The organism is Oceanospirillum beijerinckii DSM 7166 (genome assembly GCF_000422425.1).
GTDB lineage: Bacteria > Pseudomonadota > Gammaproteobacteria > Pseudomonadales > Halomonadaceae > Oceanospirillum > Oceanospirillum beijerinckii.
The window spans coordinates 50,912-65,406 of sequence record NZ_AULT01000029.1 but is presented as its reverse complement, the minus strand read 5'-3'; the positions used below and the strand labels follow the sequence as shown (position 1 = coordinate 65,406).

General features: G+C 47.4%; 14 protein-coding genes. 8 read left to right on the top strand and 6 right to left on the bottom strand.

All coding sequences use genetic code 11. The features are described 5' to 3' along the window. Window positions 1–266 precede the first annotated feature (266 nt). Both hmpA and H579_RS29415 read right to left on the bottom strand, forming a co-directional pair. A complete protein-coding gene (gene hmpA / locus H579_RS0109715; RefSeq protein WP_028300516.1) occupies window positions 267–1,484 on the bottom strand; it encodes an NO-inducible flavohemoprotein in 1,218 nt (405 codons plus the stop codon). A gap of 114 nt (window positions 1,485–1,598) precedes the next feature. Next, entirely contained in the window at window positions 1,599–1,910 is a 312-nt protein-coding gene (locus H579_RS29415; protein WP_051227506.1) for a hypothetical protein, read from the bottom strand. A 300-nt stretch (window positions 1,911–2,210) separates the two neighbouring features. Here H579_RS29415 and norR point away from each other — a divergent pair, with 300 nt between their 5' ends. The 4 genes from norR to H579_RS0109690 all read left to right on the top strand — a co-directional run bounded on the left by norR (window position 2,211) and on the right by H579_RS0109690 (window position 7,156). After that, complete coding sequence (gene norR, locus H579_RS0109705; protein ID WP_028300515.1) at window positions 2,211–3,884, top strand: nitric oxide reductase transcriptional regulator NorR; 1,674 nt, start codon at window positions 2,211–2,213, stop codon at window positions 3,882–3,884. Between the two features lie 295 nt (window positions 3,885–4,179). Then, window positions 4,180–5,409, top strand: coding sequence for an MFS transporter (locus H579_RS0109700; protein WP_051227505.1), 1,230 nt, complete (start codon window positions 4,180–4,182; stop codon window positions 5,407–5,409). A 160-nt stretch (window positions 5,410–5,569) separates the two neighbouring features. After that, window positions 5,570–6,211, top strand: a complete 642-nt coding sequence (eda, locus tag H579_RS0109695; RefSeq protein WP_036565954.1) for a bifunctional 4-hydroxy-2-oxoglutarate aldolase/2-dehydro-3-deoxy-phosphogluconate aldolase — start codon at window positions 5,570–5,572, stop codon at window positions 6,209–6,211. Window positions 6,212–6,226: 15 nt separating this feature from the next. Then, entirely contained in the window at window positions 6,227–7,156 is a 930-nt protein-coding gene (locus H579_RS0109690) for an eIF2B alpha/beta/delta subunit family protein (protein WP_028300512.1), read from the top strand. Between the two features lie 81 nt (window positions 7,157–7,237). Here H579_RS0109690 and H579_RS0109685 read toward each other — a convergent pair whose 3' ends face one another. Beyond that, on the bottom strand, window positions 7,238–8,062 hold the full coding sequence (locus H579_RS0109685; RefSeq protein WP_169449702.1) for a M23 family metallopeptidase: 825 nt from the start codon (window positions 8,060–8,062) through the stop codon (window positions 7,238–7,240). Between the two features lie 246 nt (window positions 8,063–8,308). Here H579_RS0109685 and H579_RS0109680 point away from each other — a divergent pair, with 246 nt between their 5' ends. The 4 genes from H579_RS0109680 to arfB all read left to right on the top strand — a co-directional run bounded on the left by H579_RS0109680 (window position 8,309) and on the right by arfB (window position 10,706). Beyond that, complete coding sequence (locus H579_RS0109680; protein ID WP_051227504.1) at window positions 8,309–8,998, top strand: alpha/beta hydrolase; 690 nt, start codon at window positions 8,309–8,311, stop codon at window positions 8,996–8,998. 282 nt (window positions 8,999–9,280) lie between these two features. Then, window positions 9,281–9,388, top strand: coding sequence for a cytochrome c oxidase subunit CcoM (gene ccoM, locus H579_RS29870; protein WP_028300509.1), 108 nt, complete (start codon window positions 9,281–9,283; stop codon window positions 9,386–9,388). A 144-nt stretch (window positions 9,389–9,532) separates the two neighbouring features. Next, window positions 9,533–9,883 carry a hypothetical protein gene (locus H579_RS0109670; RefSeq protein ID WP_028300508.1) on the top strand — a complete coding sequence of 117 codons (351 nt, stop codon included), beginning with the start codon at window positions 9,533–9,535 and terminating at the stop codon, window positions 9,881–9,883. 409 nt (window positions 9,884–10,292) lie between these two features. Beyond that, window positions 10,293–10,706 (top strand): alternative ribosome rescue aminoacyl-tRNA hydrolase ArfB, encoded by a 414-nt coding sequence (gene arfB / locus H579_RS0109660; RefSeq protein WP_028300506.1) that lies wholly within the window; start codon window positions 10,293–10,295, stop codon window positions 10,704–10,706. Between the two features lie 12 nt (window positions 10,707–10,718). Here arfB and mgtE read toward each other — a convergent pair whose 3' ends face one another. From mgtE to H579_RS0109645, 3 genes are all read right to left on the bottom strand, one after another. Beyond that, window positions 10,719–12,152 (bottom strand): magnesium transporter, encoded by a 1,434-nt coding sequence (gene mgtE / locus H579_RS0109655; protein WP_028300505.1) that lies wholly within the window; start codon window positions 12,150–12,152, stop codon window positions 10,719–10,721. A 124-nt stretch (window positions 12,153–12,276) separates the two neighbouring features. Continuing rightward, window positions 12,277–13,626, bottom strand: a complete 1,350-nt coding sequence (locus H579_RS25100) for a sensor histidine kinase (RefSeq protein WP_245583244.1) — start codon at window positions 13,624–13,626, stop codon at window positions 12,277–12,279. Beyond that, window positions 13,626–14,303 carry a response regulator transcription factor gene (locus H579_RS0109645; protein ID WP_028300504.1) on the bottom strand — a complete coding sequence of 226 codons (678 nt, stop codon included), beginning with the start codon at window positions 14,301–14,303 and terminating at the stop codon, window positions 13,626–13,628. The genes H579_RS25100 and H579_RS0109645 overlap by 1 nt, the downstream gene beginning before the upstream one ends. Window positions 14,304–14,495 lie beyond the last annotated feature (192 nt).

Below are 14,495 nucleotides of genomic sequence, written 5' to 3'. Positions count from 1 at the left end.
TTTGGCTTCTTTCTCTTGAGCAACTCAGAGAGAGAGAGCGTTTGCTATAGGTCAGTCTCTGTCTCTATTGTGAGTTTGACAATGGGTTTGGTTAGTATAAGGAGGGTAAGGGTTAAACCATGTGTGGCTTCAGTCGCTGAATAACGGTAGTGCAATTTTGACTGTCTAATAAGCACTTACACAAAAGTTTCTCTTGAGCAGAAGGTTTTATTTTTCAGCACTTGGCCGCAAAATATCGAATCACTTTTGTGTAAGCGTGTAAAAGGTTAGAAGTCCTGATGAGGGCCAAAGACTTCATAATGAATACGGCTTTGGTCAACGCCCAATTCCAGCAGTTGCTGTTTGGCAAATTGCATAAAAGCAACTGGACCACATAGATAGAAGTCGCCGTTTTCCAATGGTAGCTGCTGTTTGATTTTGTTCAGCTGCATCAGGCCATGGTGGATATTCAGGTTTAAGGGGGCATTGCTTTCTGCACTATCAGCATTGCGATACCAGATATGGTTGCTTAGCGGCAGGCACTCACCTAGTTCATGGATTCGACGAGCAAATGAGTGTTGAGCACGGTTCTCACACGCGTGTAAGAAAAACACCGGTTGCTTATATTGTTGTGCAGCCAGGGTTTCTACAATTGAGATCATGGGTGTCAGGCCAACACCGGCCGAGATGGCGACCACAGGGCGCTGATGATCAGTAAAGAAAAAATCGCCAGCAGGGGCAAACAGCTCCAGCTCATCATTAACCTCAACATGATCATGCAGATAGTTGGAGACAATGCCCGGTTGACTACTCGTTTCTTGTATACCTTCCCGTTTTACCGAAATGCGATAGCTGCTGCCATTGGCTCTATCAGACAGGGAGTACTGGCGGATCTCCTGATAATCTGAACTGTCAGGTTGCAGGCGAATGCCCAGATATTGACCCGGCTGAAAATCGACCACAGGTTGACCATCCACAGGCACCAGAATAAAGCTGGTGACCAGTTCTGACTCCTGATTTTTATCCTGAACTTTAAACAGACGTGCTCCTTGCCAGCCGCCTTTTGCACGGGCGTTAGCCTGATAGATTTCTGCTTCTCGACCAATAAAGATATCAGCTAACTGCTGGTAAGCTGCAACCCAGGCGTCTTCAACTTCTGCTGTGAAAGCACCGGGAGCCAGTTCTTTCAGGGTCTGAATAAGATGATGGCCGACAATATCGTATTGTTCCGGCTGAATATCAAACGTAATGTGTTTATGGGCAATTCTTTCTACGGCTGAGGTTAGTGCGGGAAGATTATCAATATACTTAGCGTACGCAGCGATGGCATTAAACAGTGCCAGTGGTTGTCCACCGGATTGCTGATGGCTCATGTTGAAAATATCTTTCAGTTCGGGGTTGTGACTGAACATACGTTGATAAAAATGCTGTGTAATCGCAGGGCCTGCGCTTTCCAGTAGAGGTACAGTGCTTTTTACAATGGTAATTTGATCCTGAGTTAACATCTTCTGTTTCTATCCTTTATCTGCTTTTGCGTTGATTTTATGGTGTGTGGAACGGTATCGGTCTGTGTTCGTCTTGATTCAACCAAGGCTGAGATCTCAATGAGGCAATAGGGTTTAAACGCCAGAAGCCGCACTATGGGGGTGACCGATTTGGTCATTTTCACCGAGTAGGTGCATGGCATAGCCGACTTTTAAACCTGTGGCACAGAGCATTGTGGCGATATGGGCTGATACCTGAGTGCCCAGGGCGAAATACTCCGGTATCAGGTAAGCCACTAACGTACTGATGCACATAGCCGCTGCCGAGATCATCATGAGAATGTTCCCGGCCAGGTAAAGTGAGTGATATTTGTTTTGACGGCTTTTAATTGGGTCAGATAGCGCCTGATCAGACAGTAAATAGGCAAAGCAAAAATGGCTGTACATGAATTATCCCCTCACGCTTCGTGGTCCGGGCTTTGCAACATCATGGCTTGAGGTCTCTACCTATGTTGTTGCATGCTTTATCGGAGTGCTTTACTCGGGTATTGCAGTAGATATGCCATTTTTGAAAAAGATATATAAATCAGTATGTTGATTGTTCTCTTGGACTTTTTATTTATATAAAAGAGTCAAAAAGACATGAATAATAAAGGTCCTTTTGACTCTTCTGTGCTTTTTAGACTTTATACTGGAAATAGCAGTATGTTATGTTGTGGCAGGACCCAGCTATAAGAGCAGCCTCTAGTGTCGCCCGCAAACCAGATTTCACATAACGCCCTGTTGCAACTGGCGATAGATATGGCCAATAGTCTAAGTGCAAAAGATAGGTTCGATCGCTTGCTCAACACCGTTCGGGGCAGTATTCAGTGTGATGCGGTGGTGTTACTGCAGCGTAATGGTAATTTGCTAAAACCGTTGGCACAAAAGGGGCTGACCGCCGATGTGTTAGGTCGACGCTTTACAATTGACTCCCAGCCTCGTTTTCAACAGATCTGCCAGACTAATATTCCGACTCGCTTTCAGACTCACTGTGATCTGCCAGATCCGTATGATGGTATGTTGCAGGGCCATCGTGGTGACTTACCCGTGCATGCCTGTATGGGACTGCCATTAATGGCTGATCAGCAACTGATCGGTGTGTTAACTCTGGACAGTATGACCCCTGGTGCTTTTGATGAGATTCCAGAGTACACGCTGGAAGTGATCAGTGCCATGGCGGCGGCGAGTCTGAAAACAGCAATGCTGTTGCAGCACTTGGAAGATGATTCGGCTCACACTCGTCATGTAATTACTGAGTTAACCCGGGAAGCATTAACCAAAGATGGTGGCGAGCTGATAGGTGATAGTTCTGAGATGCAACAGCTGAAACGAGAGCTGGCTCTGGTCGCGCCTTCTGATTATGCCATCTTGATTGAAGGTGAAACGGGCGTCGGTAAGGAGTTGGTCGCCCGAACACTGCATGAACAATCTAACCGTGCTGATGGACCCTTGGTTTATGTGAATTGTGCAGCGATTCCAGAAAACCTGATCGAGAGTGAGTTATTTGGCCATGTGAAAGGGGCTTTTACCGGAGCAGACCGGGATCGGGTCGGTAAATTCAGTCTGGCTGATGGCGGCACACTATTTCTGGATGAGATAGGTGAGTTGCCTTTAGTCGCCCAGAGTAAGCTGCTGAGAGCGCTGCAAAATCAGGAAATTCAGCCAGTTGGCCGGGATAGCATCTCTCACGTCGATGTCAGGGTTTTGGCGGCAACCAATCGTATTTTGCAGCAGGAGGTGGCAGCGAAACGCTTCCGGGCTGATCTCTATCACCGACTGAGTGTCTACCCTGTTAAGGTGCCTCCGTTACGTCGGCGTCATGGTGATGTGGCTTTGCTGGCAGGTTATTTTGCGGAACAGTCGCGGCGTAGGCTGGGGTTAGCACAGTTAATCATTGACAGTCAGGCCCATCAGGCACTGCAGGCGTATTCCTGGCCGGGCAATGTACGTGAGCTTGAGCATGTGATGGGGCGTGCAGCTCTGATCGCTAACGCAGAGTATAAACAAGGTAATAAGCTGCTTTCTGGTACACAGCGAAGGGGGGATATTACTTGTATTCAGTGCCATCACCTTGGTGAGCTGGTTTCTTCTTTTACAGATCCAATGACTCTCAGTAGCTTTGAGGCTGAAGATAAGATAAGTAATGGGGAAGTGGCTGGTGATGCCTCATCTGTGTCACTGACGTTGGCATCATCTCAAGGCCTTAAAGAGAGTACTGAGCAATTCCAGCAACAACTTATACTGCAGGCTTTGACCCAGTATGAGGGCAACTGGGCTGCGGCCGCGCGGGAATTGAAGATGGACCGGGCAAACCTGGTGCGCCTGGCCAAGCGTTTAGGTTTGCAAGTTGTGAAAAAGATACATAATGGCAATGTGTAAGATTGGAAATTAACAAAGCCGAGTTATTTTGTCAGTTTTATCTGATAGTGGTGACTCGTACTCCTGCGTTATAATGCAGGCTTATTCGTATGTTAATTGGTTCTTGCTGCTGTCGGCTTCTAAAGTGCCTGTATGCACATGCTTGTACTGAGCAGACCTCGTTGTTTACCTATCCTGTTTCTGTCTCATTGTATGGATTTCTGACAGGGTTCCTCTCTCTTGCTGGATTACTTTTAAAGGCGATATTTCACTGTCTTTGGCCATCTTCCAGTGTCTAAATAAGTGCGGAGTTTATATGGCCGATACGGCTTCTGATAACTCATCGCCGGCTCCTGTCGGAGAATGGCGGGTGGTGATACTGGTCACCTTGATTCAGTTTATTAATATCGTCGACTTTATGATGGTGATTCCCTTAGGCCCTGATTTTGCGCAGGCACTGGGCATTATCATGTCTGATTTGGGATTAATCGGTGGTAGTTATACCTTTGCTGCGGCAACTTCAGGTTTCCTGTTGAGTCGTCATTTGGATCGTTTTGATCGCAGAAAGATTGCTATTTGGGCGTTAGCAGGACTTTCTGTCGGTACTTTTGCGGCCACTCTTGCAGTGGATCAGGCGACCTTGATGATGAGCCGGATCTGCGCCGGTTTATTTGGTGGTCCGGCATCGGCGATTGGTTTGGCAATGATTATAGATGTCGTACCGGTTAAGCGCCGGGGCAGGGCGATGGCTATCGCTATGGGGTCATTTTCTGTTGCTGCGATTGTGGGTATTCCTTTTGGTTTGGAGTTATCCGCCAGGTATGGTTGGCAAGCGCCTTTTTATGTTATCGCGCTCAGTGGAATTATGCTGTTAGTGGCGCTTTATTTACTGTTGCCCAGGATGGTTGCACATATTCAGCAGCAAGGAGAGGCTAAGGCTGTAGGCCCAATCATGTTGTTGAAAAAGCCACTAACACGGTTGGCCTTGATGCTCGTTGTGGTGTCTATGTTTGGTAACTTCCTACTGATCCCAAACCTTTCGGCCTACGTTCAGTTTAATCTGGAGTTTCCCCGTGAGCGTATTGGTGAGCTGTATATGATGGGTGGGGTTTTCTCTTTGGTCGGGATGCAACTGACGGGATATTTATCTGATCGGCTGGGCAGTGTACTAACAGGCAGTGTGGTTTGTCTGGGTTTGGCTACTGTGCTCTGGGTTGGCTTTATTCAGGTCCCACCATTTGAGTGGGTGTTATGGATCTTTACCGGTTTTATGGTGTTCTCTTCAGCCCGTAGAGTGGCGCAGAGTGCTTTAACCAGTCAAACACCTGACGCCCATGAACGCGCGGCTTTTACCTCAGTGCAGTCTGCTTGCCAGCATGTCGCCACAGGCGCTGCTTCTGTAGGCAGCTCTTATCTGTTAACAGCCAATGCCGATGGTACTTTGGAAGGTATCGCATTTTTAAGCCAAATTACTCTGATTCTGGTATTGGCGCAACCTGTGATGATGTGGCTGTTAAAACAACGTTTACAGCATAAGCCGACTTGATTCAGACGTTAGACAGCGTCAAATCTTACACAAACGATATCAGCTTTAGGGCTCCATTGAGTCAATGCGATCGTTGTGCGTTTTTAACGTCTGCAGTGTAGGATAAGGGTATACTGTTCTGGCGACTGCAAGAACTATTAGAAATATTAAGAGAAATAAGATGTTAAGTGCCGTGTTATATCAACAGATAACCCGTCAGAAAGTGTTGCCTGTACTGGTATTGGATAATAATGAGCAAGCCCGGATTCTGGCTGACTGTCTATTGGAGTTTCGGTTAAATGCCATTGAAATTACTCTGCGCACACCTAAAGCACTTAACGTCATTGAGTTCCTGGCGACTCGTTATCCTGAGTTGGTTGTGGGTGCAGGTACGATAACTTCCACGGAACAATTGCAAGATGTGCAACAGTCGGGGGCTCAATTTGCGTTATCACCAGGGGCTCCAGAATCATTACTACAAGCGGGTCAGCGTACTGAGATCGGTTTTATCCCAGGTGTGATGACTCCCTCGGAAGCGATGTTGGCGCACTCCTATGGCTACTCTTTGTTGAAACTGTTTCCCGCTGAAGTATCTGGTGGTTGCACCTTATTAAAAGCGATGGGGGCGCCTTTACCCGAGTTGAACTTTTGCCCTACTGGCGGTATCTCTGTAAAGAACCTGGCGCAATATCTGACGTTAGATAATGTTCCTGTTGTGGGCGGCACTTGGTTGGCTCCTATTGATCAGATCCAACAACAGAACTGGCAACACATCCGCGACAATATGCAGCAGCTGCAGGCCATATTGGCTGATTTTAATTAGAGGAGAGCAACACGCATGTATCGTAATAATGAGCAATTTAAGGAACGACGCATTCGAGCCATTAAAGAAGACGTGCGTAAAGGTGGCAGTGAGTTGTCCCGGAGTGCTTTGGCGGATATTGGCGATTATGCGGAAGCTTGCGATGTCGAGAGTGCGATGGAGCTTAAGGCAGAGCTGACTGATCTGGCAATGACTATTCAGCAGGCTCGGCCTAGTATGGCGGTGCTATGGAATATACTGCAGCACTGGATTGAGCTGATGCCGGGTATGCCGTTGGATGATCTTGATAGTGCCCGTCAATTTGCGGCGGATCAAGCCCGTATGTTGTCAGAAACATCTGTACGGGCAAGTAAGCAGATTACCCAACAGATCAGTCCTCAGGTAGTGCCGGGCTCTGTTGTCATGGTGCACAGTTACAGTACGACCGTGATGCAGATTCTGAAATCGCTCCAGGGCAGTGAGTTTAAAGTGATCATGACCGAATCCCGTCCTGGTATTGAAGGTCGCCGTATGGCGCGGGCTCTATCTGAGATGCAAGTGCCTACAACCTATATCACCGAGGCACAGATTGGTAATTTTGTACGTCTTGCAGACCTAGTATTGATTGGTGCGGACAGCGTACTGCAGGATGGTTCTGTGGTCAATAAAGCCGGTACCTACCTGGTTGCACTGGCAGCCTATGATCAAAGTGTACCGGTTTGGGTGGTGGCAGAGAGCTTTAAGCACAGCCCGACTCATGCGGATGAGGTTGAACTGGAAGAGATGGACCCGGATGAGCTTCAGTTACCCGAGATCGATTTTATTAACCCTCGCAATATCTATTTTGATATCACTCCGGCAAAACTGATTTCAGCCTGGATTGATGAAAATGGCTATCGCACGGAGTTTGATCAGGAGTCCAAGCCAATGCCTGCAGGTCTTTTAAAAGTGAAGTCTGGAGTATAAGCCTGTGCGTCCTGCATCGGGTTGTGATCGGTTTGTTGATGGTTGCATCGTTGAGCGTTGGGTTGGTCATGATTAAAGGGACTAACGTGTTGAAGCAATTGCAGGCAGATAGTTTTCTGGTGGCAGAGGTGCACCTCTGTCCCGAAACTGGAAATGAAGTGCTGGCCGGTTAACTAAAGAGTTGTGTCCTACTGTCGCGATGCCCTGGCGCTGTTTGACTTTATCACCCACCTTAACTTTCAAGGTGTCACAACCAGCATAAACGGTCTGTTGATCTCCCGGGTGCTGGATAATAATGACCTTCCCTAAACTGCGCATGCTACCTGCGAAGCTGACAGTGCCTTCCTTTGCGGCAAAAACAGTCTGGCCGTGTTGAGCTATCAGGTTGACACCTTTCTGAAGTCCCCAGTCTTCTTCTCCAAAACCACTGATCATGCGTGGATTGTTCAACGGCCAGATAAAACCCTCTACTTTACGCTCGCCGGTTGGAATCCAGATTTTTTGCCCCACGCTGAGCTTTCTTGGGTCAATTGTGGGATTAATAAGTTTGAGTTCATTCAACTTGACGGCAAAGTGATCGGCAATGCGGCTTAGAGTATCGCCTTTTTGAACCACATAGGGGACACGATCATTGGCGACTTCGTTTTTATCGACAGGGATACTCAGAACAGTACCCGCCAGTAAACGGCTGGGTACCACTTTGGGATTGTAACGGGACAGCATTTTAACGTTCATGCCATAGCGTTTGGCGATGCTATAAAACGTTTCGCCTTTTTGCACAATATGCTGGCCCTGACGCTGTTTTTGAGTGGCATAAGAACCTGGTCCATAAGTTGAGTGCCCACCACAGGCAGCCAGGAGAAGAACACTTGTAACGATAACAATCTGGCTAAAATGTTTGAGCATGAAACGAAAACCGTATGAACTGTGAGAGGCTGCAGGCAGCATAGAGAAAAGGGGGATTGATTTCAAAAAAATATTAATTATGTATCGTTACAGTCGTAAAGTCAGGTTGACTGGTTGGGCTATTGAGTTTACCCCAAAGCAGTTTTTGCTAACCTGAGTATTTTGCAAAAAAAACTATCTGATCAGCTGACTCATAAGAGAAGATAGGGCTTTCGGTTTATGTTTATAGAGAAGGTGGGGAAATAGATGGGTAACGTGACATCAATGGAGCAGGGATTGTTAGTAGCAGGTGAAACAGAAAACCCTAAAGCCTGTGTCATCTGGTTGCATGGCTTAGGAGCTTCAGCGGATGACTTTATTCCTGCTGTGCCTTATTTGAAACTGCCGGAACAGGCGGGTGTCAAATTTCTCTTTCCCCAGGCACCGGTACGCCCGGTCACAATCAATAGCGGTTGGGAAATGCCTGCTTGGTACGATATTTTACGTATGTTACCTGAACGTGAAATTGTACCTGAGCATCTGCAACAGGCGGCTCAAGCATTACATTATTTAACCCGCCAGCAAGTTGAGGCAGGAATTTCCGCTGATCAGATTTACTGGGCAGGCTTCTCTCAGGGTGGGGCTGTAGTGTTGGAAGCAGCGCTCAATAGCGCTCGTTATCAGGATGCTGTTTTGCCAAAAGCGGTTTTTGCGCTATCAACTTATCAGGCATTGCCTATTGGCCAGACGGCAGATCTGACGCAAGTGAGTTTCTGGCATGCCCATGGTTCTTATGATGATGTCGTACCCTTTACCATGGGTAAGAAAGCTTTTGAAAACACGGAGAGTCTTAGTCAGGAAAGTCACTGGCAGCCTTATCCTATGAGTCATGAAGTCTGTGTCGCTCAGCTGGAAGCAATGGGGCAGTATTTGAGTAAACAGCTGCGATCTGCTTAAGGCGCTTTCAAAGAGAGCTGAGTAAATAGTTATGCCTTTATCAGTTTTTCCTCTTTATCAGTTTTTCCTCTTTTTCAGTTTAGTTACAAGTCACGGAATACGTGGCTCTTAAAGCATTTGTGGAATAAAAGCTCTGTTTTCTTGATCCGGATCATGAGTTAAATGCGCAGTCGCTAATTAAATTGATCTGGCGCAGGGTTTTAAAGCGAATAGGTTGCTAACCTGACATCAGTTTATTGTTTTTTGAGTTATTCGCTAGCCTAGTGCTGAGAGGTAATGATCATGTACGTAGATGATGCTGTAATCGCTGGTTTACTGGTTGTGGGTGGTGCTATTGCATTTTTTGTTGGCTTTGGTTACTTCATCATGCACGATAAGCCTAAAGATTAATCAAAAGCATAAGACGCTGGCTTAGACGGAATAGAATATAGGCTTTCCGTAATGCCAAAAAGAGTCTATATTGAACCCATACCTATGTCAGGTGTCATATCTGATATTCGTATGGGTTTTATTTTTTAGCATTGGAGGTTTGTTATGATTGAAGCTAGCTCTTCGAATGCGACCTTGATCAACAGACAGTTGGCAGGTACTGACAATCGTGCACAGCAGAGACTGGACGCTAGCAGTACACAGCGTCGAGAAGAAGCGGCAGATTCTCAGCCGACCTCCACTGCCGGTGTAACACCTGACAGGGTTGCAATTAGTTCTCAGCCTGCAACAGAAGTGACACGTACTGCAGATACGACTGAACAGCAGGCGACACGTAATACAATTGAAGATCAACTCGATTTGGCTGAGACTCAGTCCAGCGATTTGGCAAGACGTCAAGCGGAAGCTCGAACGAATCAAGAATCGTTGGGTAATGTATTGGATATTGATGCGTAAGCACTTATCCGTTTGGTCTGTTACGGAAAAGGGAGGCAATAGTCTCCTTTTTCTATTTTTAGGCATTAAGGTATGGTTGGTTTATGCTTTCATTCGAGAGTATACCGATAAAGAGTAGCCTGGATGCTAAGCGAATATCTTGGATTCAAGTAATAATTACAATCCAACTTATGCATCGAGTAGATCTACTCGCTGCCCCCCTTAAAAAGCTCATTGGGAGACTGATATCCCCGTGTTTTTCACGGACGATTATTCAGTCTATTTATCACCCACTGCGGTTACTGACTCAGGTATTACAACAGCGTAAAGAAATTGAGGCAGATAAACAGCCATTGATTTTCTGGCTTTTTGCTCCTATCGCCAACGATCGGAAATCGCCTCAGGCAACTGTTAAATAGTGATTTTATAAGTGTTAATTATCTCCAATACCGTCTCCATTCCAGATGATGAGCTAGAACTCAGTGCCATTCGTGCCCAAGGTTCTGGTGGGCAGAACGTCAATAAAGTCTCGTCAGCGATTCATCTGCGTTTTGATATCCCTAACTCCTCTCTGCCAGAGTTTTATAAGCAACGCCTACTGGAGCTGAAAGATAAACGTATCAGTAAAGAGGGTGTACTCATCATTAAGGCTCAGCAGTTTCGCACCCAGGAGCAAAACAGGGACGATGCGCTGGAACGTCTTAAGACTCTTATCCTGGCAGCGACCGTGGTACAGAAAACCCGCCATGCCACCAAACCGACCCGAGGTTCCCAGAAGCGTCGTATGGATAGTAAAACCAAACGTGGCCAGGTGAAGTCGATGCGAGGTAAGGTGGATTATTAAATGTCAGTATTGTCACAGGATCATCGTTGCCAGACCCAGGAAAATCAAAAAACCCAAAGTGTCTGTAGTGCCGGTGATAATCACACTGCTGCCCAAAGCAGGATCCTGCCCCATCGCTTTGAGCAGTATAGGAATGGCGACACCGATACAGGCGGCGAAGAGCATGGTGCAGAACATCGCCAGTAACATCACTAAGCCTAAGCTGGCATCTTGGTACAGGGCAAAGGTGAGCAGACCGGTTATTATGCCCCATATAGTACCGTTCATGATGGCGATGGAGAGTTCTTTTTTCACCAGCTGGAAGCGGTTGCTGGCATCCAGTTGTTTGGTGGCGAGCCCTCGGATAACGAGGGCTACCACCTGATTGCCAGCATTGCCGCCGATATTGGCTGTAATGGGCAGTAGGGCGGCAAGGGCCGCGGTCTGGCTGATCACGCCTTCGAATTGATCAATAATCTGTGAGGCCGCAAAAACAATCATTAGATTGAGAGCGATCCAGGGCCAGCGGTTTTTGGCGGATTTGGTAATAGGGTCGAACAGGTTCTCTTCTTTGCTTAGACCCGCCTGAGCCAGCAGTTTTTGTTGGGTCAGCTTGTCAATCAGATCCATCAGGGCACTGACTCTGAGTACACCGACCAGTTTGTTATGTGCGTTTACCACCGGGGCAACAATCAGCTCGTAACGCTCAAAACTGCGTGCGGCTTCCTCAGCGGAGTCTTTGGTCTGGAAAGTGATGGGGTGTTTGTCTATCAGTGCTGAGATAGAGATATCACCCTTATGAGTGAGTAGATCTTCCAGTGCCAGGGTGCCCTGTAGTATACCGGAACTGTCGGTGACCATAATGTGGCCGGAGTTATCCGGCAACTCACCCTCTTGTCTCAGGTAGGCCAGTACGTTATCCAGTGTCATATTATCCTGTACGACAACGGGCATATCGAATTCCATCCAAGCCCCAACACTGTTCTCTGGGAAACTCAGTGCGGAGCGTACATCCTCTCGTTCAGTTCCAGGCAGAGAGGAGAGCAGGTCCGGTACAATCTCTTCTGGCAGCTCCTGCAACAGGTCGGCAATTTCGTCACTTTCCAGATGTTGTGTGACAGCAGTGAGATCTTCGGTACGGTATGCGTTGAGTAACTTGGAGCGCACGGAATCGGATAGTTCCAGTAGCACAGCACCTGCATGACAGTGTTGTACCTGATGCCAGACCAGTAAGCGTTGCTCAGGTGGGATCAGTTCCAGTAACAGGGCGATATCAGCAGGGTGCAGGCGATTAATCAACAGCTCCAGCTCAGCGAGATGCTGACGTTGCGTAACGGCATCGGTGAGCTGCTGTTTCGGTTGCTGATTCTGTTTTTGCAACCAGGCTTCGATCACTTCCTTACGACTGATCAAAGCCTGAATACGCTGAATCACTTGGTTGAGTCGATGTGAATGTGCTTCCAACAAGGCTGAACTCCTGGACAGAGGAAAAGAAGCATTGTCGCTGTTTTCTATGACATTTATTCGGCCGAACAACGCTTAGGTCTGTGGTGGTGTTTTCCTCGTTTGAATGTTGACGGGTGCTTTAAACCTAAGTCGCGTCAGTACCCACTTTTACTCTGGGAGGGTTGATGCTTATGGGTTTTTGCAAAGTGATATTGGCGGTACAGCCTCCATGATCATTATTGATCAGCTCCAGCTGCCAGTCATATTTGCGACAGATATCATGAGCTATCAACAGGCCTAAACCAAACCCTTCGACCCCGCGAGGGGTGCTGCCCAGGCCTATACCGGTGTCGATGACCTGGATCTGCTGAGAATCTACTTTTACAGAGACCTGCCCGTGTTCTGTACAGGCAAATGCGTTTTTGATCAGATTGCCGAGCAGAATTTTAAAACTGGTTTCAGGCATTTTGATATGAACGCTATCGGTCATTTTGATCTGGCATTGCACCTGTTTACCGGTTAACAGGTGTTGGTGACTTTCGACGCAATCTTCGACTTCTTGCGGTGTGAGAGTACGATAGCTCAATCGACTGATATCTTCCTCGCGGGTCAGTGATAGCAGGGTGCTGACAAAATCGTTCATCTCTGTACTGGCTTGTCGCAAGCGCTGGCGTTGTTTTTCGATGAACTGTGCATCGTTTGATTGGCCCAGTAAGGATACGGCCCCTTTAATTACCATCAGAGGGGTTCTCAGTTCATGGCTGGCATACCGGTTAAATGCTCGCTCCCGTTCCAGTAGTTCATGGATCTGATTCTGATATTGATTAAGCTGTTCCACCAATTGCAGCACCTCCCGGGTCGAAACTCCTTCGGGGACGGGGATAGGCGAAAGATCCTGAGGCGTGCGATGTTGCAGTGTCTTCGTCAGCTGCGCCAGCGGTGAAGTCAGGTGTTTGGAGATACTTAACACTACCCACAGACTGATGCAGAGCAAAGAAAACGACAGTAATAGCTGCTTACTCTGGGCCTGAAACGCCTCCGCTTCACTTTGTTCGTATATAGCATCAAAGTGCAGCAGGTAAAGTGAATGCTCTTGCCCATTGACCTGTATCTTGGAGTACATCAGGTAATATTCATCTTCCAGACTGCCGTCACCTCGTTCAATCTCATAGGCTTGGTCGAGTTTCATTTTTTTCGGTAGAGTGAGATTGTCAGGAATATCCTGACGGTTGAGATAAGCCTTGCTGAATGGTGGGATTTCAAACTGTGTTTGAAAGTGGCTCCGCAACAGCTCCTCGGCCTGCTGCTTATCATGCAGCAGTCGATTTTGGGTAGTCAGTCGCTCCAGTTTATCCAGAGTGATATCAAAGAGTGCAAAGTGAAAGGTAATAATGGCGAAGGCCACAATAGAGAAATAGGTGAAGGTGAGTTGTTTAGCGCTTTTTACGCTACGGAATACCTTCAGGATGACATGATCAGGCTGTGATGGGGGCACTAGCTGTCTTCTCCGATCAATTGATAGCCTACCTTGGGAACTGTTTTCAGGTAGTGATGGCTAAAGGGTTTATCAATCTGGTTGCGCAGTTGATAGATATGGCTTCTGAGCACGTTACCTTCCGGTTCATCCTCGCCCCATAGCGTGTGGACAATCTCTTCTTTGCTCACCACTTCCGGTGCGCGCATGATCAGCAGTTTCAGGATAGTAAACTGGGTGGGATTGAGAGAGAGACGGCAATCGCCCCGGTTCAGGGAATGGGTGTTGATGTCCAGCGTTAGTTGTTCAAAGCGAATGGCTTTAGTGGCAGTTTGGCCGAGCCTGCGTCGTGTCAAGGCTTTGATGCGGGCTTCCAGAATTTCCAGGTCAAAGGGTTTGACCAGATAATCATCAGCGCCTTGCTCAAAGCCGGCCAGGGTATCTTCCCGGGTATCCCGCGCGGTTAACATTAGAATCGGTGTATCGATTCCTTGCTCTCTCAGCTTCTTGCACACGGTATAGCCATCCATACGTGGCAGCATCACATCGAGAATAATCAGATCGTAGTGATTGTCTCTGGCCAGATCAAAACCCTGTTGGCCATTGCAGGCGTAGTCCAGCACGTAGCCCTTAAGCTCAAAAAAATCAAAGATGATACCGGCGATATCCTGATGATCTTCAACAAGTAGTAGTTTCATAGGTTTGAGTTTCTCTTGAAATGTTTTACTTCCGACTCTGATGCGATACCGATCCGCACGGTATCAATCAGGTGATATCAGGGTTGTTTATGTGTGAAACCGGTTATCTATAGCCTGATATTAAAGTCTATTCTGAGTGAAAAAAAGGTTGATAAGCAGAGTAACACTTTTACCCTCTCCGGCCAGAGAGGG